Origin of the sequence: Eubacterium sp. AF34-35BH, assembly GCF_003477765.1 — a bacterium.
Classification (GTDB): Bacteria; Bacillota; Clostridia; order Lachnospirales; family Lachnospiraceae; genus Eubacterium_G.
On record NZ_QUDZ01000011.1, the window covers coordinates 1 to 25171 of the forward strand.

The window sequence follows — 25171 nt, forward strand, 5'->3', positions numbered from 1 at the left end:
CTTTACAAGAAGACAGTTAAGAAGACAAAAGTTACTCTTTCAAGCAAGAAATTAAAGAACAAGAAGAAATTATATGTAAGAGTAAAAGCTGTAGGCGCTAAGAAATGGTCAAAGCCAGTAGCTATTAAGATTAAGAAATAATTAAAATTACATATTTTAATCTAACATAAGATCCTTATGAATTGTGATGGTTCGTAAGGGTCTTTTTGTGTGCCAAAAGGTTAATTTGTTATGTGTGTGTTTGGTAAATATAAAAAATAGTAACCCTTTGCAAAGTATATGAGTTCGTTAATTTCAGAACTAATAAAAATGATTTTTATATAAAAAGACACCTTAATAAAAAATAGGCTACTAATTTTGAAAAATGAATCTGCTAGAATGAAAGCAGAATGTGATGAAAGACGCATCGAATCTAATACAATTTTTTGAAAGGAGTAGGATATGAGAAAACAATTTAAGAAAGGTGTCGCTATTTTAAGTGCAGTTTCTATGGTGGCAGCAGGTATATCATATGTACCACAGAATGTAAAAGCTGACGCACCAGTGATAGCAGTTCAGGATAGCGAAGAAGGAGTGGATTATTCAAGCCTTACATATACACAAGTAGGTGAAAAGGACTATTATGTAGCAGCTAATAATGATGATTTTCCAATTCAGGAGGCTAGTGATTCTGTAACATCAATACATATAGTTCCTGGTGTGGCAGCAGGAACAAGACCAATTTGGCCTGCTTTTACAGATGCAACACTTAATGGTGAGAGTATTGAAAATACAGATAGCAAAATAGACGGTGCAGGAATTTTTGTTGCTTATTCAGATTTGAAGGATAATGCATATAATGTATTTGAAGCAACAAGTGCAGTAAAAAATTATAAGTTCCAGATTATTATAAAAGCTGGAAATCCAGATGGTTCAACTGGTGACAAGGAACCTGTATCATCTGATGAAGCAAGTCCTGACACAACAACAACTACAACAACAGAACCAACAACTACAGCAACAGAACCAACAACTACTACTACAGAAGCACCTGAAGTTACAACACCCGCAAAGGTACTTGGTTTAATGTATGCAGGAAATGAAACTTTACCATTTTATTTTGCATGGCAGAGTGTAGCAGGAGCTAATGGTTACAATGTATATTTAGATGGAAAACTTATCACTAAAGTAGACGGTGTAACATACGAATTTAGTAAAGACTTATTTGCAGAAGCTCGTGAATATATAATTGCAGTAGCTGCTGTAAATGAAGCGGGAGAAGGCACCAAAACTGAATATAAATATACTGTAGAATCTAAAGAACCTGATTCAACAAAGAATGAAGAGACTGATTCAACAAAGAACGAAGAGACAGATTCAACAAAAAATGAAGAGTCAAATTCATCATCATCATCAACAGAAGAAGATGTAAAAGTACCTGTTGCAGTTACAGGATTAGCATATACAGGAACAGAAGAAGCATCATTCAAGTTCTCATGGGAGGCATCAGAAGGTGCTGAATCATATAATGTATACTTAAATGATACATTTGTTGAATCAACTATAGCACCTGAATATAGCTTTAACAGTGCATTATTTGAAAAAGCAGGTACATACACAATTTCAGTTGAAGCTGTAAACAAAGCAGGTAAGAGTGATAAGACATCAATTGAATATGTTGTAAAAGAACCAGCTTCAAGTGAATCAACAGATGAATCAAAGGATCCACAGCCAAGCTCAACAGATGAATCAAAAGATCCACAACAGAGTTCAACAGATGAATCAAAAGACGATAATACAGAAGTTACAATGCCAAGTGATTATACAGCATTTGAGAATAACGCAGATTTCGGATATAAGTTTGTAAGTGCACCTGAAGCTGCAAAAGCAGAGGTTAAAACAGACCAGGGAGAAAACTTATTTATTGCCTTTAAGGCAGTAGAAGGATTTTACCCTGATTACACAGGATTAAAAGTTAATGGAACAGACGTGGATGTTGCGAAAGGTGCAGGAATTACACTTCCAAAATCTTTATTAACAAAGAAAGTAAATGAAGTAGTAATCTTAGACAAAGATGGAAAAGAAGTAGTTCTTAACGTATTTAACGTAAATGGAGAAGGAGAAATTCCAACGAGTCCAAGTGTAACTGAACCAGATGCATCAACACCAGATGTATCAACACCAGATGCATCAACACCAGATGTATCAACACCAGATGTATCAACACCAGATGCATCAACACCAGATGTATCAACACCAGATGCATCAACACCAGATGTATCAACACCAGATGCATCAACACCAGATGCATCAACACCAGATGTATCAACACCAGATGCATCAACACCAGATGTATCAACACCAGATGCATCAACACCAGATGCATCAACACCAGATGTATCAACACCAGATGCATCAACACCAGATGTATCAACACCAGATGCATCAACACCAGATGCATCAACACCAGATGTATCAACACCAGATGCATCAACACCAGATGTATCAACACCAGATGCATCAACACCAGATGCATCAACACCAGATGTATCAACACCAGATGCATCAACACCAGATGTATCAACACCAGATGCATCAACACCAGATGCATCAACACCAGATGTATCAACACCAGATGCATCAACACCAGATGTATCAACACCAGATGCATCAACACCAGATGCATCAACACCAGATGTATCAACACCAGATGCATCAACACCAGATGTATCAACACCAGATGCATCAACACCAGATGCATCAACACCAGATGTAACACAGCCAGATGTAACAACACCGGATGCAATTACAACATCAACAGAAAAGGTAACAGAAACATCAACTAAAGAAGATGTTGAAACAACACCAGATAGCGGAAAAGATGAATCAACAGCTAAGCCTACAACACCTAAGGTAACAACAGCTAAGCCAACAGTTAAACCAACAACAGCAAAGCCAACAACAAAGAAGGCTTCACTTAAGAAAACAAAGATTACTAAGAAAATAACAAAGAAACTTAGCTCAAAGAAAGTTAAATTAACATTCAAGAAAGTTAAGGGTGCTAAGAAGTACACAGTACAGGTATCAACAAGCAAGAAGTTTAAGAAAGTTCTTTACAAGAAGACAGTTAAGAAGACAAAAGTTACTCTTTCAAGCAAGAAATTTAAAGGCAAGAAGAAATTATACGTTAGAGTAAAAGCAGTTGGTGCTAAGAAGTGGTCAAAGGCTGTAAAAATTAAAGTTAAATAAATAAGTTTTTCAGATTATTAAAATAATAATGATAAGGGCTATGTACAGTATAATAATAAAGTATATAGTCCTTATTTTTGTGTAATAAGAAATTATTTTAGAATTTCTATCGCACATAAGATATTTCATTGTTGATGTATACTCACATAAAAACATTTTTTAAAAAAAACACACCTTCACTAAAAAATGATACCCTTAAACACAACAAAAAGTTTGATAAAATTTACATAGGTTTTGTAAAACTAAAATTAGGAAATTTTGAAAGGAGTTACAAATGAAGAAAGGATTCAAAAAAATTATGGCATATTTTTGTGCCATAGCATTAATTGTTACAAGTGTAACAGTGTACAATAACAAGTCAGTTTCAGCATATGAAGATTCTGAGTACACAGCTTTAACAAATGGTAAAGGCGCTGCAGTTGGCGACTGGTCAGAATTATTTGCGGGAACATATGATGGTCTTGCAGGTAACATGAGTTATGCAGGAAGCAAGTTAGATGACTTAAGCTTAAAGATTGATGAGTCATGCGGTAAGCCTGGTACTTGGCATTTACAGGCTAAGACAAAATTGACAGGACTTACAGCAGGAAAGACATATGATATTAAAACAAAATTAAATTCATCTATGGCAGGAATTTTATATGAAAAAACTGATGTTACAGGCGTAGTAAATTCAAACATTGAAATTAAAGTAGGTGAGAACGAAACTACACTTCAGTTTAAGGCAACAGGAGAAACAGAAACTTTAGTATTTGAACTTAGTGGTATGCCAACAGGTTGTGTAATTGACTTTAAGGGTATTACAACAACAGAAGCAACTGAGATTGTTACAACAACAGAACAGCAGCCGGAAGAAGATGGCTATTATGCTTCTATCAAAGGTCAGTGGACATTAACATCACCTTGGAGTGCTTTTTCAACAGGGAGCATTAAATATAAAGGAACAGCAGACAGCAATTCAGCAACAGTAGATATTAAATTCGCTGAATATGGTGGTGGAGATTGGCAGACACAGCTTCGTGTTCTTGGCTCAACAAATACAGTTGGTCCTTTAGAAGCAGGAAAAGATTACAAGGTAAAAGTAGATTACACAGCTTCAAAGGCTTTTGACGGTTTAGTAAAAGTTGGAGAAAAAGCAGAGAATGTAAAATTCGCGGAAGGTACAAATTCACTTGAAATATCATATAAGGCTGAAACAGAAAAACCTGATATTTATTTAAATTTAGGATATGCTCCAGCAGATGAAGAATTAAATATTAAGTTGACATTAGTGAAGGTTGAAGATATACAGACATCAGTTGATCCAACATCGAACAATGTGACATCAGCAGACGTAACATCACCGGATGCAACATCAGCAGACGTAACATCACCGGATGCAACATCAGCAGACGTAACACAGCCGGATGCAACATCAGCAGACGTAACATCACCGGATGCAACATCAGCAGACGTAACACAGCCGGATGCAACATCAGCAGATGTAACACAGCCGGATGCAACATCAGCAGATGTAACACAGCCAGATGCAACATCAGCAGATGTAACACAGCCGGATGCAACATCAGCAGATGCAACATCAGCAGATGAAACAACAACACCTAAGGTAACAACAGCTAAGCCAACAGTTAAACCAACAACAGCAAAGCCAACAACAAAGAAGGCTTCACTTAAGAAAACAAAGATTTCTAAGAAAATAACAAAGAAACTTAGCTCAAAGAAAATTAAATTAACATTCAAGAAAGTTAAGGGTGCTAAGAAGTACACAGTACAGGTATCAACAAGCAAGAAGTTTAAGAAAGTTCTTTACAAGAAGACAGTTAAGAAGACAAAAGTTACTCTTTCAAGCAAGAAATTTAAAGGCAAGAAGAAATTATACGTTAGAGTAAAAGCAGTTGGTGCTAAGAAGTGGTCAAAGGTTGTTAAAATTAAAGTAAAGAAATAATTCGATATTATAACTAAAAAAATAATATGAAAATTTAATAGAGGAGGGCAGTGGAATAAACTGCTCTCCTTTCCTTTTAGAGTCAATTGTGACTTGTGGTTTCTATTGTATAATGGTAGTATTGTAAATACATCAGATGCCCATGTAACAGAAACTAAGACAATGGTTACTGACGAGAGTGTTACAACAGAACCGTTACATACAATAATAACAGCAAGTACGACAGACAAAATCACAAAAATAACTAAAAAGGTAAGTGTAAAGTCTACCAAAGTAAAAAAAGCAACTAAGAAGAAAAACTCAAAAAAGGTTTATTTGAAGTTTAAGAAAGTTAGCAGTGCACAAAAGTACCAGATTCAGATTGCAGTAAACAAAAAGTTCAAAAAGAAAATAATTAACAAAAAAGTAAACAGTAAGAAAATAAGCAAAAAAATAAATGGCAAAGTAAATAGTAAAACAACAAATAGCAAAAAAATAATTAGTAAAATAGCAAATAGCAAAAACTCAAAAACAGTAAAATTTGTATTAAAAGATAAGAAGCTCAAGAACTGGAAAAAACTCTATGTTAGAATTAGAGCTATTAAGGTAGTAAAAAATAGAAAATATTATAGCAAGTGGAGCAAGCCTAAGAAAATAAAGATAGTGAGAAAGTAAAGGAGAGAACATGAAAGAATTTTCAAAGAAATTTTTTATATACATATTGACGCTTACATTGTTGGTAGGCACATTCACATGTGTTACTACAGGTAGTGTAAGAAAAGCAGACGATTTTGACGGTGACGTTATGGATAATCCATGGGGTGCATTGTTTAGTACAACAACGGCGAAAGAAAGTAAAACAACTAGAAAAGAAACAACAACAGAAACAGTAACAGAATCAGGAACAACAACTGAAGCAACAACATCAGATAATACATCGGATTCAGCAGGTATCACTACAGAAGAAAAAAATACAGGTGACAATGCCACGGGAAGTGATGACAACACAAGTCAGACTAATACGACAAATAATAACGCAACAGATGAAGGTATAACATCTTCAGGTCAGAATAATGGTGGCAGTACAAGCGAGAATATAACAAATGTAAATACATCAGATGCCCATGTAACAGAAACTAAGACAATGGTTACTGACGAGAGTGTTACAACAGAACCGTTACATACAATAATAACAGCAAGTACGACAGACAAAATCACAAAAATAACTAAAAAGGTAAGAGTGAAGTCTACCAAAGTAAAAAAAGCAACTAAGAAGAAAAACTCAAAAAAGGTTTATTTGAAGTTTAAGAAAGTTAGCAGTGCACAAAAGTACCAGATTCAGATTTCAGTAAGCAAAAAGTTCAAAAAGAAAATAATTAACAAAAAAGTAAACAGTAAGAAAATAAGCAAAAACTCAAAAACAGTAAAATTTGTATTAAAAAATAAGAAGCTCAAGAACTGGAAAAAACTCTATGTTAGAATTAGAGCTATCAAGGTAGTAAAAAATAGAAAATATTATAGCAAGTGGAGCAAGCCTAAGAAAATAAAGATAGTGAGAAAGTAAAGGAGAGAACATGAAAGAATTTTCAAAGAAATTTTTTATATACATATTGACGCTTACATTGTTGGTAGGCACATTCACATGTGTTACTACAGCTAGTGTAAGAAAAGCAGACGATTTTGACGGCGACGTTGTATATAATCCATGGGGACTGCCTGATGACAACAATAAACCAGGAGATATAACAATTGATGATCCGGGCGTTGTTGCAATAACAATAAAAAAGAAAGATTTAAAAATTTCCATTAAGTCTGCGACAAAGAAGAAAAAATCTAAGACAGCGAAGATTGTTCTTTCAAATAGCAAAGTAAAAAAGAGTATAAGAAAAAATGTTAAATATCAAATCAGATATTCAATAAAGAAATCTATGAAAAAATGTAAAACAAAAACTTACAAAACAACAAAGATAAAATTAAAAAAAATGAAAGCAGGGAAAAAATATTACATCAAGGCAAGAGCTTTTGTTAAAGGTATCAACGGAAAGAAGATTTATGGAGCTTGGACGAAAGCGAAGAGAATTAAATTGAAATAATTATTATGAGTCGTAGTAAAAAACATACTTTTTCTTATTAATTTAAGTGGGGAATGCGTTACGTGAAGATAAGTGTCACGTAGCGCATTTTCTGTTTTATTATGAAAAAAACAAAAAAACGAATAAAAATATTTTTATCGAAAAATCGTTGACTGTAAAAAATACATAAAGAAATTGTATGAAAATCTATTAAATAAAGGGTTTGTGGAATAGAAAAAGGTAAAAACAACTAAAAACTCAAAAAAACGTTTTTTCGCTTGTTTTAAGGGTAATTTAAAAGATATAATTTAAGGGTGCAAGATTATTTAAGGGAGGAATTAAGATGTCAAAAGTATTGAAAAAAATCACAGCTATAATGCTCACTTTAGCTATGGTTGTAACAATTTGTCCACAGGGCAAGTTAATCAGTATCAAGGCTGCAGACGCAGAAGATAATACACCATACAATCTTTCAAATGGTAGACCGGCTTATGCTAGTTCACAAACCGGAAGTGGTTCTGCGGCAGAACTTGCAGTCGACAACGATGAAAGCACACGTTGGCAGGCTAAGCAGGACGACACAAATGAATGGTTATATGTTGACCTTGGAAAAGAGGCAGATATAGACCACATTTATTTACGTTGGGAAGCAGCGTATGCAAAGTATTATCAGATCCAGATTTCAAATAATGAAGATGACTGGACAACAATTTATGAGAAAGGAAACAAGCCGGGAGCTTTTGTAAATATGGCTTTCTCATATGAAGTAAACAAGTTTAATACAGAAAAAAATCTATATGAAGTAAGTGCAAAATGGACACCTGTTGAAAATGCTGTATACAGTGTTTACGAAGGTGACAAGATAGTACAGGCACCTGACAATTTTAAATTTGATAAAATTGGTCAGGATGGCGGAAATCTTGGTTTGACAGAAGGCACACATGAACTTGAGGTTAGAGCTTACAATAAAGATAACCCAGAACAACTAGTAGGTAGTGCAAAATGTACAGTAGAAGTTAAGGCAGACGGCAAAGGTAATAATGGTGTAGAAATTGACGAAACTGCAAAACTTAAACAGACAATTTCAAAAGAAGAATTAAGTAGTACAAAGGCAAGATATGTAAGAGTTCTTGTAACAAAGAGAGCTACAGCTTATGGTAGTTCATTATACGAATTCCAGGTATGGGGTACAGGTGGTTCAGCAAAGAGACCTGTAAACTATGGCGAAAATCTTGCATTAAATAAAACAGTAACATGCTCAGGTACAAGAGATGAATGGTGGATGAAGGATGATCAGGGAAATATTAAGCCTGATGCTTACAATAATGTTAAGCCTGAAAACGCAGTTGACGGAAATACTTCAACTTCATTTACATCATATCAGGGAGATAACCAGTGGTTGACAGTTGACTTGGGACAGGCATATACAGTAGGAAGAATTGTTGTAGATTGGACTTCTGACGCCGGTAAGATTTATGATGTATTAGTTTCAAGTGATAACAAAACATGGACAACTGTTCATCGTGTACTTAAGGGATATGCTAACGCTACAGATAATTTCACTTTATATCAGACAGGTGTAAGATATGTAAAAGTATTAGGTTACACAAAAGTAGAAAGTGGTAGTGGTATTGGTATTAAAGAACTATCAGTATATCCATATAAGGAAGGGGATAGCAAGGCAAATGAAGAAATCCCAGATCTTCCAACAAGACAGATTTTAAGAGCAGGAAGCGGTTCATATGTTTCAGGAGAAATGTATAACGAAAAGAACAAACTTCCAACATTCATTAATGAAAAGAATATTAAAACACCTATTGACTCAAACAGTTGGTGGTCATCAGCAATGGTGCAGACATTTAGTAACTTACTTTGTGCTACACCACTTAAGGCTTCATTCTCAAAGAAAGGTCTTGGTGTTTTACTTGCAACAGCAGGATGGGTTCCAGAAAGAACTGAAACAACATTAGGTACTGACCAGAGTACAGAAACATCAAGAGATTTTTATTTAGTACCTGAAACACTTGAAACAACATCTGCATACGACAGAGTTGAAAATTATGGTGATTATTCTGTTGAATTAGGTCTTATGGATGAAGATGGTCTTAAGATGAAATCAACAGTTGTTAAAGGTTCACCATATATCTTCAATGAATTCAATAAGGATACTGTTGCATACTTAAGCGGTGAATCTATTACAGAATTCTTTAATGGAAAAGGCGAACAGATATTAGCTAAAAAAGGTGATACTGTTGTAACAGACCATATTGGATTCAAAACATTTGATGATGAAAACACAAAGGCAGTTAATGAGGGTACATACTACGAATTAAATGTTCCTGAAGGAACAGAATTCAAGGTTATGATTGCAGGTGGAAATTATAAGATTAAGATTACATTCCCATCAGTAGACCAGAATTATTTATCATTAGCAGGTATGAACAGTAAAGATGATATCGAAACTTACTATCAGCATGGATATGCTTTTGTAACAGATACATTAGTAACTTATTCATATAACAAAGATAATTCAAAGATTATTACAAATTACAAAGCAACTACAAAGTTAATGAGAGAAGGTTTCTCAAATGTAACGATGCATTGCTTATTCCCACATCAGTGGAAACATAGCGCAGATGTTGAGGGCGATAAGACTTTCACAACATATCCTTCAATCAGAGGTGATATGAAGTCAGTCTGGGCTAATGAATATTCAACAACACAGCAGTTCTCAGGTTTATTACCTACATTCGCAAAATCAAACAGCAAGATGTTTGATAGCAATGAAATGAAAGATTACTTAAATCAGGTAGTAGCATCAAAGATGGATACAGCTCCTGTATCAGATGCCTACTGGGAAGGTAAAAACGTTCACCCACTTGCAATCAGTGTTCTTATGGCTGATCAGTTAGGTGAAACAGAAATTAAAGAAAAATTATTATCAAAATTAAAGAGCATCATGGAAGACTGGTTCAACTATGATGGTGGGGATGATAGATGTTACTTTATCTACAATAAGGATTGGGGAACATTATATTATCCAGACAGTTCTTTCGGTGCTAACGCAGCTATCTGTGACCACCACTTTACATATGGGTATTTTATGTTTGGTGCAACAGTATTAGCAACATACGACAAAGAATTTTACAATGATTATAAAGATATGATTGAACTTATGGTTAGGGACTATGCAGATCCTGAAGAACCTGAAGATGATGGAAACATGTTCTGTAAGTTCAGATCATTTGACCAGTATTCAGGACATTCTTGGGCTGGTGGATACGCTGACAGCGATTCAGGTAATAACCAGGAATCAGCTTCAGAAGCATTATTCAGTTGGGTTGGTATGTACCTATGGGGTGAAGCAACTCAGCAGCAGAAGTGGATTGATGCAGGTGCATACGGATTCACAACAGAAATGGATGCGGTAGAACAGTATTGGTTCGATTATGATGAAACAAACTGGTTAGGGGATCATCCTGACAGAGATGCTGATAAAGTATATGATTACCCATTCCAGGGAACAGGACAGATTTACGGTGCATCAATGGGTTATGGTACATATTTTGGTGGAGAACCATTATATGTATACGGAATTCAGTGGTTGCCAATTTCTGAGTACCTTACAAACTATGGTATGAATCAGGAAAAATGTAAAAAAGTATACCAGGGATTATGGGATGATACAAATTATGCCATTGAAATCGAAAGAAAGTTGCATGAAAAATATGTAGCTGAAGGTAAGACAGAGGATGCTGCATGGCATAATCCAGATACATATGCAACACCTGATACAGGTTGGCAGCATATTACATGGCCATTCTTGTCACAGACAGATGCACAGAGCGCATATAACAAGTTCGAAGCTAATGTAAGCAAGGTTCAGGTAGAAGATAGAGCAAATACACTTTGGTTTGTTTCAGCAATGGACGAAATTGGTCATAGAACAAATGACTATATGGTAGTTGGTAATATTCAGGGTTCTGTTTATGTAAAAGATGGAAAATACACAGCAGAAGTTTGGAACCCAACATCAGGAAGAAAAGTAGTACAGATTAAGAAGGCAGATGGAACATTAGTTGGTAAAGCAAGAATTGAAGCAAACTCAACTGTAAGCTTTAAGATTGATACAGAAAATTACTTCGCATACAAACAGGTTAAGAAACCTACAATTACAGCAACAGCTCTTAAAGATGGTGTTGTAACAGATGATGTAAACGGAACAACAGAATTTTCTGATACACAGTTAGTAGAACTTTCAGCAGAAGATGGTGCAACAATTTATTACACAACCGATGGTTCAGCACCAACAAAGAAGTCAAAGAAATATACTGGAAAATTTTTAGTATCAAGTGATACAACAATTAAAGCTGTAGCAGTTGAAGATGGAAGTATTGATTCATCTTATGCAGCAGCAGTATTGAAGATTGATGGAGATACAGTTCAGGGTAGCGATAACTTGTCAATTGAAGCAACAGCAACAGCTTCTTCAGAAGATGGTGCAAATGTTGCCGCAAATGCAATTGATGGAAATGGTAGCACAAGATGGAAATCAAAAGATAATGATGATGAATATCTTCAGCTTGATTTAGGTCCTACAAAAGTTATTAACCAGGCTGTTATTACATGGGAAGCAGCATACGCTGAAAAATATGAAATTCAGGTTTCTCTTGATGGAAAAGAATGGACAACAGTTGCGACACAAAGCGGTAAAGTCGGCACGGTTACAACTAACTTCCCAGCAACAAAAGCTAAGTATGTAAGAATGAAGGGTCTTGCAAGAGGTACAGCTTACGGATATTCAATTTTTGAATTTGAAGTATACGGTGCCGTGAAAGCAACATCACCTGTAATTTCACCGGTTAGTGGTGTATATGATGGAAAACAGAAGGTAACATTATCAACTGTAGTTAAGGGTGCAGAAATCAAGTACACAACAGATGGTACTACACCTACAGAAGATTCTCCAACATACACAGCTCCATTTGAAGTTGATGGAACTATAATTGTTAAAGCTGTTACATATAGAAAAGGAATGATTTTATCAGATACAACAGAATCAGATATTATTATTAGTGGAACAGTTACAATTAATAGAAAAGAAGCAAGAATTGCAAGTGACAGATCAGTTCAGCTTTCAGCAGTTTCAAATGAAAAAGTAACATGGTCAAGTAGCAATACAAAAGTTGCAACAGTAGATCAGACAGGACTTGTATCAGGTAAAGGTGTTGGTGAAACTGCTATTTATGCAACATTACCTGGAGGAAGCAAGGCAGAATGTAAGGTAATTGTAACAAAACCTATACATGTTAAGTCTATTAGCATTCCTGAAACCTTTGAAATGAAGAACAAGTCTTCAGAAACATTGGAATTAGCAATTAATCCTGAAAATACAACTGATGAAATAACTCCTGAATGGAGCTCATCAAATGACAAGGTAGCCGTAGTTAATGAAAATGGTACAGTAACAGCCAAAGGTGAAGGTGAGGCAACTATTACTGTTAAGGTTGGAACATTTACAGCAGAATGTAAATTAACAGTAGGACCTGCAGCAAGTAATGCAGAAATGGCAGTTAATAAGAAGTACAACAAGGCATTAGGCAAAACAGTAAATGTTTACCCAAGCAGACAGAATGAAGGTGGTACTGAAAAAGATATAACAGACGGTTCATTTGAAGGAAATTATATTTCACCTAAATTTGAAACAGCTAATACATATTTTGAAATTGATTTAGGCGATACATATGATGCAGCTAAATTAGACAGAATAGTTATTAAGTATCATACAAATAATGATGGAACACTTCCTACTAAGGGATATAAGATTCAGTATTCAATTAACGGTGTTGACTTTAGAAATGTTAAGTCAGTTCCAGGTTCGGATTTAGCAAAGGCAAAGGAGAATAATCTTATTGATGAACAGAGCATGACTGGTGTTGAAGGCAATGTTAGATTTGTCAGAATATTCTACCCAGATGCAAATAATTGGGGATATCAGGTAAGAGAAATTGCTGTACTTAGTACAGAGCAGAATGCAGAGCCTATTGAGGTTGACAACTGCGATGAGACTGCTGATTTTACAGTAACATCAAACAAGTTCAGTGAAATTGAATACAATATTGTAGCAGGTGATAATCAGAAAGACTTTAAGTATAGAGTATTCCTTGATGGCAAGAGCGTTACTGGTCTAATTGATGCCGGCGAAGGCGTAATTAGTGAAGTTGAAAAAGGAACTCATACCGTTAAGGTCGTAGCTTACGGCAATGGTCTTATGTCTAAGGGTATTACTAAGACAATTGAAGTGGATGATGGTTCATTAGTTGATTATATTAGTACTGTTAGAAACTTAACTAAGGGCAATGCAACAGTAACAGTTGAGGATATTAATGATGGTACTGAAGGCAGCAAGGATACTAAGATATTAGTTGATGGTACTATTTCAACTGAAAACGATAAAACAGTACAGACAACATACGGAAAGAAAGAGGCAACAGTAACACTTGAACTTACAGCTCCTGTTGATAAGAGTTTAGTTGAGGAATTATTAATTGCATTTAAGGCTAACAATACAAATGCGACAGCATTTAAGATTTACTTATCAGATGATGGACAGAATTATCAGTTGATGGCTGACAAGTCAGGTGTAGCCTATAAGAGTGCAACAGAAGTTAAACTTGATATGGACAAGTATACAAAGGACACTGTTAAGTTTGTTAAGATTGAACTTACAGACGGCAATGTAACTTGGGGATATCAGATTTCTGAAATTGCATTAATGGGTACTAGCGTGTTTATGCCAACTGAAGCAGAAGGTCTTGTAGTAACATCAGATGAATTTAACAAGATTACTGTTTCGTTTACAGGTGATACAGAACAGCTATACAATGTAAAGGTAGATGGAAAGGCAAAACAGATTAATGTTAAACCTGGTACATATACAATTGAAAGAGTAAAAGGTGGTTCACACGAAGTTGTTGTTACAGCTATTAAGAATAGTATTGAATCAAAAGGTATCTCAGAGGCAATCGTTGTTAAGTCAGCACCAACTACAAAGAGTGTAAATGATGATGACGAAGACGATAATGACTTTACAAGACCTGGCGAGACAACAAAGCCAAGAGAAACAACGCCAAGTGGTACAACAAAACCAGGTGAAACAACAACATCAGGCACAACAACAAAGCCAGGAACTACAACAAAGCCTGGTACTACAACAAAATCTGGTACAAAGGTTACTCTTAAGAAGGTTAAGATTAAGAAAGCTACTAAGAGTAAGAAATCTAAGAAGGTTAAGATTAAACTTAACAAGGTAGCAGGCGCTACAGCTTACCAGGTTAAAGTTTCAATCAAGAAGAACTGCAAGGGCAAGAAGAAGGTAACTATTACTAAACTTGTTAAGAAGGCAAACTTCAGCATTAACATTAAGAAACTTAAGAAATCTAAGAAGTATTATGTTAAGGCAAGAGCAGTTAAGATTGCAAACGGCAAGAAAGTCTACGGCAAGTGGAGCAAGCCTAAAAAAGTTAAGTTTAAATAATTCTTAATAAAATAAATAATACCAAAATTCCAAAAAGAGGGCAGAAAATGTATAAAAATTGTTTTATGCATTTTTCGCCCTCTTTCTTAAAATAATAAAAAACAATAACAATATACTAAAAAAGTAATAAAAATGCAAACGTTATATAAGCATAATGCACAAAAAAAGCTTTGATGGTTATGCAGAATATAGAAAAAAAGTTTTTTCGTTGAAACAAAATATGCATAATGTTATACTTAAAAAATGATAAAACAATGATGGGTTAGTTTACCTTTTTTTAGAATTGACCTAATAATATAAAGAAAAAATAAGTAGTTTAGTGAAAAACGACGTTAATTAAGAGTAAATACTGTTTATAAAAAAGAAAGGGAGAAAAGGGAAATGAAGAGACAGATGAAAAAATTAATTTCAATGATACTTGCTATGGCTATGGTGGTTACAAGTATTAATTTTACTCCGAAAAATGTTAGTGCGGAGAATGATGGTAGTGGATGGACTACAATTTCAAATATGTCGTATCAATCCAGTAATACTCCTATGACTTTAAATTATAAGGTGGCAAAGGGCGCAGAAAGTAGTGCCATAGAAGCTTACGGTCACCATTATTTGCATGTGTATCCGGAAGGACTTACAGGTGCAGATAATGCAAAAATTTATTTAAACGAGGGGCAGACAACAACAGGAGAAACTGTGTTTCCAGGAATGAAAGACCATGATAATACAAGATATAACATAGGACTTGGTTTGACTGACGTAAATTTAAAGGCTAACACATATTATTCATTACGATTTGTGTATGGCACACATGATGTTGTGTATTATTTCTATACAGGAAACAAAGAAGATATTAAGGAAGAAACCACAACAGAAACAACCACAACAGAACCGGAACCTTCAATTACACTACAGGCTTTAACTAAAGCATATGTATACAACTATTCAGAAGTTGATGGAGGATATAAGGTAAGCTTTACAGATCCAAATGCTGTTACTGTTGAAGATGGGGCAACATATACATACACATTAACTATCAATGGACAGACAATAGAAAACATTGCATCATCGGGAAGCAGTGTTGACTTAAGTAGCCTTAATTTAACAGAAGGTACAGAGTATACTGTAACAATGAATGCTGTTTATAAGAAAGGTGATACTATTGTAACATCACCCGCTTCAAGTGAAACAACATTTACATATAGAGGAAAAACAACAGCATACGATAACGGAATCCCGCAGATTTTTATAAACTCATCAAGAGATACAAAAACAAAAGATATTAATTTATACACAGATACTACAAAGACAAAAGTGAATGCCTCTTTAATGATAAAAGGAGCAGACGGAAGTACAACAGAAGTTTCAAATTCAGGAACTGTAAATGTTAGAGGTAATTCAACATCTTTAGCTGACAAGAAAGCGTATAACTTAAAGTTTGACTCTTCAATTAATCCATTTGGTATGGGTACAGCAAAGAAATGGAGTCTGCTTGCAAATATTTTTGATAAAACCATGATAAGAAATTACATGGGACTTAATTTCCAGAGATATTTAGAGAGTACACAGACACCATTTGAAAACAATGTAAGTAAGGCATTCACAAGCAATTGTAAAAATGTTGATTTATACGTGGACGGAAAATACTTGGGAACATACCTTTTAACAGAGTCAGTGGAAGTAGGAGCAGACAGAGTTAATATTGATACAAGTTACTATGACAAAACTACTGATGATGTAAAGGCAGATAGTACACCAACAACAGTTACTATTAATGGAACAGAATATAAACTGTATGATGCTTTACTTGAATTAGCTAATGATAGCAGATTAGACACAGACGCATATTATTTTAAAACAAGTGTACTTGGACAGCAGTTTGGCTTAAATGATCCGGTATGTTCTACAGACATTGCGGGAAATAAATTAAATCCTAGTTTAACAGGTAATAGTGCAGATGCTGTTAAGCCACAATTTGTAAATGATATTAAATCATACTTAGAAGGATTTGAAACTGTAATTAACAGTACATCATACGAAACATCTGATGCACAGTTTGAAGATATGAAAAAATTTATTGATGTAGATTCTTTTGTGGATTTTTACATTACTTCAGAATATTTTATGACAAAGGATATAGGCTTTAGTTCTACACGTTTCTATATTAAAAATGGAAAATTATACGCAGGTCCATTGTGGGATCTTGACCTTTCAAGTGGTAATATTGATGATCATGAAAATGCACAGGATTTTAGAAGTCAGAATGCATTTAAGTGGTTCGAAGTATTAATGAAGAATAAAAATTTCTATAATAAGGTTGTGGCAAGATACAAAGAACTATTACCAAAGATTAAATCATTATATGCTGATAATGGAGAAGTTGACACAGTTGTAAATGAAATCTCTAAATCCGTTAAGACAAATTATGAAAATGCATATAACTATAAAAGAGCAACAACGGATGATGACAGAAATGTAGGATGGGGATATTCATGGTTATATGGAATTAATGGATCATTAGATGGAACAGGTGGAAAAACTTTTACAGGAGATGAACTTAAAAGTGTAGGCTCTTATGGTTCAGGTGTAATGCATGATACATATGAAGAGTATATTACAGAGTATAAAACATGGCTCAAAAATAGAAACACATGGATTATGAGTCAGTTTAATATAGGTGACGAAGATGCAGCTTATTATAGAATTAGTGGCGACGATGATTTAAACAGTAACGGTGTAGGAAAAGATTCTGTTGACGGTCTTAATAATTATGTAAGATATGCAGGAGCAAGAGCAATTGCTTACTCACCAATTGCAGGGGACATTCCATCAAATGCCATTGATACCCAGTCAGATACAAAATGGGAACCATTGGATAATACAAGTGATAACTTTAAACTTAAATTAGGAAATACATATAACGTAAAGGAACTTTTGATTAAGTGGCAGACAGCAAGTGCTGCAGATTATGAGATAGAAGTTTCAACAGATGGTAAAATCTATAATAAAGTTGCTGAGTTTTCCGGATTAACAGGAGCAAGAACAGATAAAATAATTTTAAGAGATTCAGTAGAAGCTAAATATATCAGAATAGTGCCAACAAAGAGAAGTACAGGCTATCCTGTGGCAATATTTGATTTTAGCGTTTATGGAAGTGATAGCGAAAAGACAGCCGAAGAGTTTGTTGATGAAGTTGAAGATGCAACCCAGGAAAAAATTAATCCGGATAGCATTGCTGATGATGATTGGGAAATTGTAAATGAAAATAAGTCAAGCAGTGGCGCAACAATTTATATGACAAAAGCTAAAAAAGTCATGATGGCAGAACGTGAAACCATGTGTGGTTATTATGGAGCAAATACAGTTCAGGCATGGGGAAAGATTTCTGATAATATGAAAGCACAAAGTATTTTCGGCTTTGTTGCTAAAGACGGTGGTACACCAACAGGAATTATTATTGATGGTGTTAGATATATGGATATTATAAATGCATCCGTTAATAAGTTAGTTTATGTAAAAAATGATTGTGTATTTATTAAGGACTCTTTGTTGGATTCGAAGAAAGGAGAAATCTCATACCATACCATTACCGTAGAAGGAAATAATTTAGGAACATTCCTAGTTAAGGTTGTAGGCTCGACATCAAAGCCTATTACCCCAATCGGCTTATTAGCAACAGCCGATGGTAGGGGCAATATTGCTGTAGAATGGGGACAAAATGGAGACATGATTAGTAATGGTCAGAAATATAACGTATATATAGATGACGTATTAGTATCAACAGGTGTAGCGGCAGGAAGATATACTTATGAAGTAACTAATGGAACTCATACGGTAAAATTAATAGCTACACTAAATGGTTATGAATCAGACGCAGTTACGGCTACAGTCGAATCCACGGGTGGTAAAGATCCGGTTGAAACAGATTCATCTACAGTAGCACCAACTGAAACAACAACAGCAGGTGAAATTGATGTGCCGGGTGATGCAAACTGGATTGATTTTGAAGGCTCAGATGGAGAGTACAAGTATTATATTCCATCAGAGTATAGCACAGCGTATGACAATAAAGCTAAAAAGGTACTCGATACAACACTTTATATTGCATACAATTTAGGTGCTAAATTTACTTCAGTAAAATTAGATAATAAGGATTATACTATTACAGAAGGAGCATTTGTTAGCGTCTTAAAAACAGATGTAGATGACTATAATGTTCATAAACTGGAAGTTGTAGCCGCTAATAAAACGGATAAGGCTATTATATATTTGAAAAGAGCAAAGGCATCTGCTATAAAAGTTACATTCACAGACAATCAATGGGAAAAATATCGTGATGAGAATATAACATGGGATAAGGTTGATGGTGCAATTAAATATGCTATATATGCTGATGGAAAATTATACATAACAACAGATGACGAGAATACAACATCAATATCAGTTCCTGCTTATGCTTTTGCAAAGGCAACAAATAACAACGGACAGGCAACTACAGTTGGAAAACATACAACAGCAGTTGTGGCAATCAAAAATGGAGACGAAATCAAAGAGACTCTATCAGATGTTGATTCAACAAGAGTAATGGGTTCAAATTCATTCACATTGTATGTAAATTACATTTTCGGAAGAGAGACAAATTTGTGGAATGATACGGGAGTTGACAGCAAGTGGAATTTCACTATATGCGAAGGTGTAAATTCAGACATATCAACAGGGGCAGATGTAAAAGTAGATTACACAAATGGTGGACAGGCTAATTTGACTTTTAACAATATGGGCAAACATACAGGAAGTGATCAGGCATGGACTATCAAAGCTGCAATTTATAATGAAGCAGCAACAAAGGGCGAGTTACAGAATTTATCTTTTAAGATATATGGACCAAAAGAGTTAATAGGCGAGACTATAAAGATAAAATGTTGTCCTGAAGAGTATGTAAATGGAGCATATTCAAATGATATTTATGAAGAAAAAGAATATACATTTGAAAGGGCAAAAGATGGAAGTGCAGTGCTTAATTATTCACTTTCATTTAACTCAACAAATGATTCATATGATTTATTGTTTGGCTTAGGTTTACTTGATTTTAAAAATGCAACTAATAAAACTCTTACATTCTCAGATGCTAACATTAATACTGTATATGGAATTACAGATTTAAAGGCAACAGGTACAAATGTTGCAAGTGATGATGCTAAGGGCGATTTATTTATATCATGGTCATCTAATGTACCTGACAAAATGGCAGGTTCCTATAAATATCAGGTAGAAATTGATGGGGTACTTTATAAATATTCAGGGACTGAGGACTTGTTCCCTGGAACTGTAAACAACATAACAGCATCAGGATATTCAGTTGGTGAACATAAGGTTGTTGTAAAGAGTATTTACGATGGCACAGTTACGAGCTCAAAAGAAACAACAGCCATCATTTCAAATACAAAAAAACCTGATTTAGTTGTAACAGGAATGAGCATTCCAAAAGTGACACATTATATTGGTGAAAACTTACAGCTTAGTGTAACAATAAAAAATATTGGTAATGCAGTTGCAAAACCTGTAGCAGGAAAGAATCTTATTGTAAGACTATATGAAGATAGCAATAACGGTAAAGATTTAGGTTATAAAATATGTTACGCTAATACAACTGAGGCAGAGCAGGGAACTAGTCCTGGATATTTGGAACCGGGCGAAGAGTATACAGTTGTTTTTGATGTTAAAATTGATGAAAATCAGGATGGCTCAAATATATATAAATACAGAGCATTTGTAGATGCAGACAGAATTATAGATGAGGGAGATGATGAGGATAATAACGAATATTCTAAGTCATACAAATTCTATGATTCATTAAAAGAAGTAACTTTCAATTTAGAAGATGGAAATTTATATGCAACATGGCCTGCATCTGATGATGTTAAGAAATACATCGTTGAGTATACTGTTGGTGATGAAACAAAAACAATGACAGTTACTGATAACAAGTGTAGTTTAGGTGATTTTGAACAGTTCACTGAAGGAACAACAGTAACAGTAACAACTGTAGGAAAAGATGATGATGAACATGTTCATGCTAAGGGAAGCCTAAAGCCAGATTTGATAATTTCATCAGTATCAACTCCAAGTAATGCCTATGGAGTAGGGGATGTTATTCCGATTACAGTAACTATGAAGAATGTTGGCTTAGGGGTTGCAAAACCTAACGGAAACAATAACATGACTGTAAAGCCAACTAAGGATGGAAAAATAATTGAGTCAAATATTGTTAATCCTACATATAGAACAATGGGGAACGACAACCTTGAACAAAAGTTAAATGTGGGAGCTGAGTTTACCCCAACAGTTACATTTAATTACACTGTTCAGGAAAGTGATTTAAAAGAAGGAACAATTCATATAGGTGGATACGCTGACGCAGATTATGTAGTTGATGAAAGTGATGAGAACAACAACTGCACAGAAGTCGCAATTAAGATAATTTCAAAAGGAGCAGTTACATTAGACAGTAATAATGGTGACGGACCAGTCAAGGCAACATGGAAACAGTCAACAGATGAAAATGTTGACTCATACCAGATTCAGTACGTTGTTGATGGAAACATAATTAAGAAAACTATTAGCAAAGATGAAGTAGACAGTGATGGTAATTATGTTTATACATTTGGAGATAATGAAGGCCTTGACAATCAGTCCCAAGTAAAAGTGTTAGTTAAATTTTCAGGAGATGAAAACTATTATAATTATGCAAGTACAACAGCTATGGTTGATTTGATAGTCAGCACTGTAAAGGGACCAAATGAAAACAACGAGAAAGTAAAAGTTGATGTAAACTTTGATTTAGTAGCAACAGTTAAAAATATCGGTACAGCAAAGGTATCAGCTACAACAGATACTCAGGAAAATTATGGCAAAAAAATTTATGTGACACTTTGTAGACAGGAAGGTGTAGAGCAGGTAGTGTCAGATGGTTATTATTTAGGCTTGAATGTTGGAAAAACAGCTAGTATCAGATTAAAAAATGTGTGTGCAAAAGAAACTGGAACAAAGAAGCTGATTATTAATGTAGATGATGCTGGATGGGATACAGAAGAAGGCAAAGATGTTGGATACATTCAGGAGTCTAATGAAAATAATAACAGTTACGAATATACTGTCAATGCAGTAATTGAACAAAATCCAATGGATTGGACAACTTTAAAAGAAACAGTGGGAAGCAATACACCATATCAATTTAAAGTGGCACAGGGATCAAAGGCTGCCAGAATAGAATACAAGGTAGTAGATACAAACAATAGAACATTGGATTACAAAAATATCATTACAAAAGATATTGGATATAATGCTAGCTATATGTCAATTGGTTTCAATCCAAACTACACTGTAATGACAGAAGTTAAGAATGATTCAACAGGACATATTATTAGTACAGTTCCATATTGGGCAGCAATAACAAAAAATCAGGTTGAGTCTAACATTAATGACCTGGATAACTGTACAATAATGGATGTTGAAGGTTGGGACATTGACGGTATTGGTGTAGATGGAAATGCTGTTCAAAAACCTAAAAAACCAGGAACACACTTTAACAGAGACGGAAACGGCTTCAACATGAACGTTGATGACTTTGATTTAAATGCATACTACTTATTGAAGTTATATAACAAAAATGGTGATTATGTAGTAGTTGCATTCAGAGTTACAGATGAAAATGGTGATATTGGAGACTGGACACAAATTCAGGGAAATAATATGGATAATTCAGCAATTCCTGTTTATTACCACACAGCTCATCGCGAAGTAAAGAGTTCAATTTATTACGATAAGCATGATATTAAATTAAGTAATATTGCAGCTTACAACGGAAATCATATTTCTGTAGATTTGGATACACAGAACAAGATTAATCCAAATGCTAACAGAGTTTTAATTACAAGAGGTTTGTTAGACAGTAGCGGTGATATGATTATTCCTTCAGTAGATGGAAAATATGTTGAGGAAGGAACAGAAACAGGTTCTTATTATGCATGTACAGGTGATTTGTTAAATACAAATTCAGTAGATTATTATAAGAGTGAGAGCAATTATGTTTCTTTAAGTGGATATGGAATTAATGGAAACAATAAGATTCAGATTATGCTACCTAATATGTTAGCGCAGATACCTGTTCATAGTGCTTTAGGTGGAAAAAAAGATAATGAATATTATTACATGAAAGTATATTGGGATGAGCAAAATTATCCGGGACAATATGTTTCTATTCCAATAAAGATTAAAGCAGATATACCTGAGATTGAAAAGGTTAATGGTTTAGTTGCTACAAACAGAGGTAGTTCGTTATCAATCTCCTGGGTTAATTCAACACAGCAGGAAGCTGATGGATATTTATATGATGTTTACATTGATGGTGAATTAAAGGCTCAAGATGTACGGGCAGGTTCATATAGCTTCTTAGGATATAATGAAATCGGTTCTACACATACCATTAAAGTAGTGGCAAAATGGTGTGAACAGACAACAGAAGATTCGGTAAAATACACTATTATTGAGCCGGAAAAAGAACCGGAGGAAATAGTACCGGGTGAAGTACCTACATATCCTGATGACAATGATAACAGATGGATATTAATTTCAGGCCAGCATATATTACCTGTTTCAGAAGAAGGTTCACTTGGAAAAACAAATGCAAAAATTTACTATTATACTGATGAAGACATTAATGGAATAACAGGTTACAATGACAGTTATATTTCATTAAACGGTAGTTCAAAATATTTTACAGGAACAACAACTAAGATTTTTGTACAAAGAGGTAATAGTACATCGTTAGTTTCGAAATCAGTATATGATAGTTACTATGAAGGACAGACATTAATGAATTCTTCAACAATGTTTGAATTACCGAAGGGATTTACAAAAGGCACAACTTACTACTATGTAGTTCGTGTTTGTGGAAATGATGGAAATACATATAAGGATTTCTACTTTAAGATAATTCCAACAGATGATTCAATTGATTCAGGTGTTAATCATACAGGAAAATGGAGAGAGATTAGTGGTGAATCACAATTGTCTGTAAAGATGGGCTCAGGCTTGAAACTTAAAGGTACAATCAGCTTTTTAGATTATCCTGCATTCAATGAAGGTTCTTCTATAACAGAAAAAGGAGGAACAACATCTATTGGAACAAATACATATAATGCAGTTGGTTACAATGGACACTACTTATCCATAATCGGTGATACAAATTATTATGTAGCAGGTAACACAAAAGTCTATGTTTCAGAAGGAAGCGATTCTGTTTTATATGCAGAAAATGCAAATGATTTGACTTTTACAGAGAAAAAAGTAAGTGACCAGTCTTATTCAGGTCAGATAATCTCTGAAACAGAAGAACTGTTTAGTGTTGTCTATGCAACAACATATTATTTGTTGAAAGTTCAAAGTGGAGACAAAGTCACATACATACCTTTTGAAGTAAAAGTCAACACAGGAAATGTAGAAGTTCTTGGCTTCCAGATGAACACAAATAAGAATGCCGGTGGAGTAGCTGAATACAATCCATCATTTAGAGTTGTTTCAAAAACAAGTAATGTAATGAAAATCAATAACAGACTGTATGAAGTTAAGAAAATGGGTACAGTTTATGCAATTGATGATGGAAATACAGACATAAAATCTAATATGAATTTGGATGCAGTTTCATCTAATGCAAATGTATCAAAATATGAAACAACAGATAGAGGCAAATTGGCAGGCTACACGACTTCTGCTAAGGACAATGATTACTATACATACTATGCGTTAACATTTAAGTATACTAATTACAAATATGCTTCATTGGAACAGAATTGGGCATTTAGAGCATATGCAGTATTAGATATGGGTGATGGTACAGAAAAAGTTGTATATGGTAAAAATATTTACACAACAAATATGTATGACATTGCACAGAATTTATATAAAAATCAGAAAATGGGAACAAAAGAATCTCATGATTACCTATATGATAATGTTCTAAATATTGTTGATATGTATAACAATATGGGACAAATTGCAAATGCAATGTTTAAGGCAATGGGAGTCACATCAACATCTGACAGCAGATATGAGACAGTGACAAAAATGACACAGGACTTACACAATTATTGCAAATGCTTATGGGGAATATCATATGATACAAGAGGTAAGTTTAGAAGCTCCCAGGTAGAAGATGAATTACTGAAATTACTTAACGGAGTGAAAAACAATGACAAGAACTATGATAGTGTTTATGATTGGATTTACAATGAAACATCCAAGTATGGAAAGAAAAATGGAACGAAATACAAAGGATGTTATAGGCTTGTAGATTATTCATGGGATAATAGCATTGATAAAGATTTTTATAAACAGTAATACTACATACAATTAATA

7 protein-coding genes are annotated in these 25171 nt (G+C 34.3%); all 7 read left to right on the top strand.

What is annotated here, in order from left to right; all coding sequences use genetic code 11:
* Positions 1–441 precede the first annotated feature (441 nt).
* The 7 genes from DWZ69_RS12355 to DWZ69_RS10730 all read left to right on the top strand — a co-directional run bounded on the left by DWZ69_RS12355 (position 442) and on the right by DWZ69_RS10730 (position 25153).
* Positions 442–3228: a hypothetical protein gene (locus DWZ69_RS12355; RefSeq protein ID WP_158573387.1), complete on the top strand. Its 2787-nt coding sequence runs from the start codon at positions 442–444 to the stop codon at positions 3226–3228.
* A gap of 274 nt (positions 3229–3502) precedes the next feature.
* Positions 3503–5173, top strand: coding sequence for a hypothetical protein (locus DWZ69_RS12120; protein ID WP_158573388.1), 1671 nt, complete (start codon positions 3503–3505; stop codon positions 5171–5173).
* Positions 5174–5278: 105 nt separating this feature from the next.
* A complete protein-coding gene (locus DWZ69_RS10710) occupies positions 5279–5827 on the top strand; it encodes a hypothetical protein (RefSeq protein ID WP_118437030.1) in 549 nt (182 codons plus the stop codon).
* Positions 5828–5837: 10 nt separating this feature from the next.
* Positions 5838–6716, top strand: a complete 879-nt coding sequence (locus DWZ69_RS10715) for a hypothetical protein (protein ID WP_118437032.1) — start codon at positions 5838–5840, stop codon at positions 6714–6716.
* 10 nt (positions 6717–6726) lie between these two features.
* Positions 6727–7245 carry a hypothetical protein gene (locus DWZ69_RS10720; RefSeq protein WP_118437034.1) on the top strand — a complete coding sequence of 173 codons (519 nt, stop codon included), beginning with the start codon at positions 6727–6729 and terminating at the stop codon, positions 7243–7245.
* 322 nt (positions 7246–7567) lie between these two features.
* Positions 7568–14761, top strand: coding sequence for a discoidin domain-containing protein (locus tag DWZ69_RS10725; protein ID WP_118437036.1), 7194 nt, complete (start codon positions 7568–7570; stop codon positions 14759–14761).
* A gap of 381 nt (positions 14762–15142) precedes the next feature.
* On the top strand, positions 15143–25153 hold the full coding sequence (locus DWZ69_RS10730) for a CotH kinase family protein (RefSeq protein ID WP_118437038.1): 10011 nt from the start codon (positions 15143–15145) through the stop codon (positions 25151–25153).
* Positions 25154–25171 lie beyond the last annotated feature (18 nt).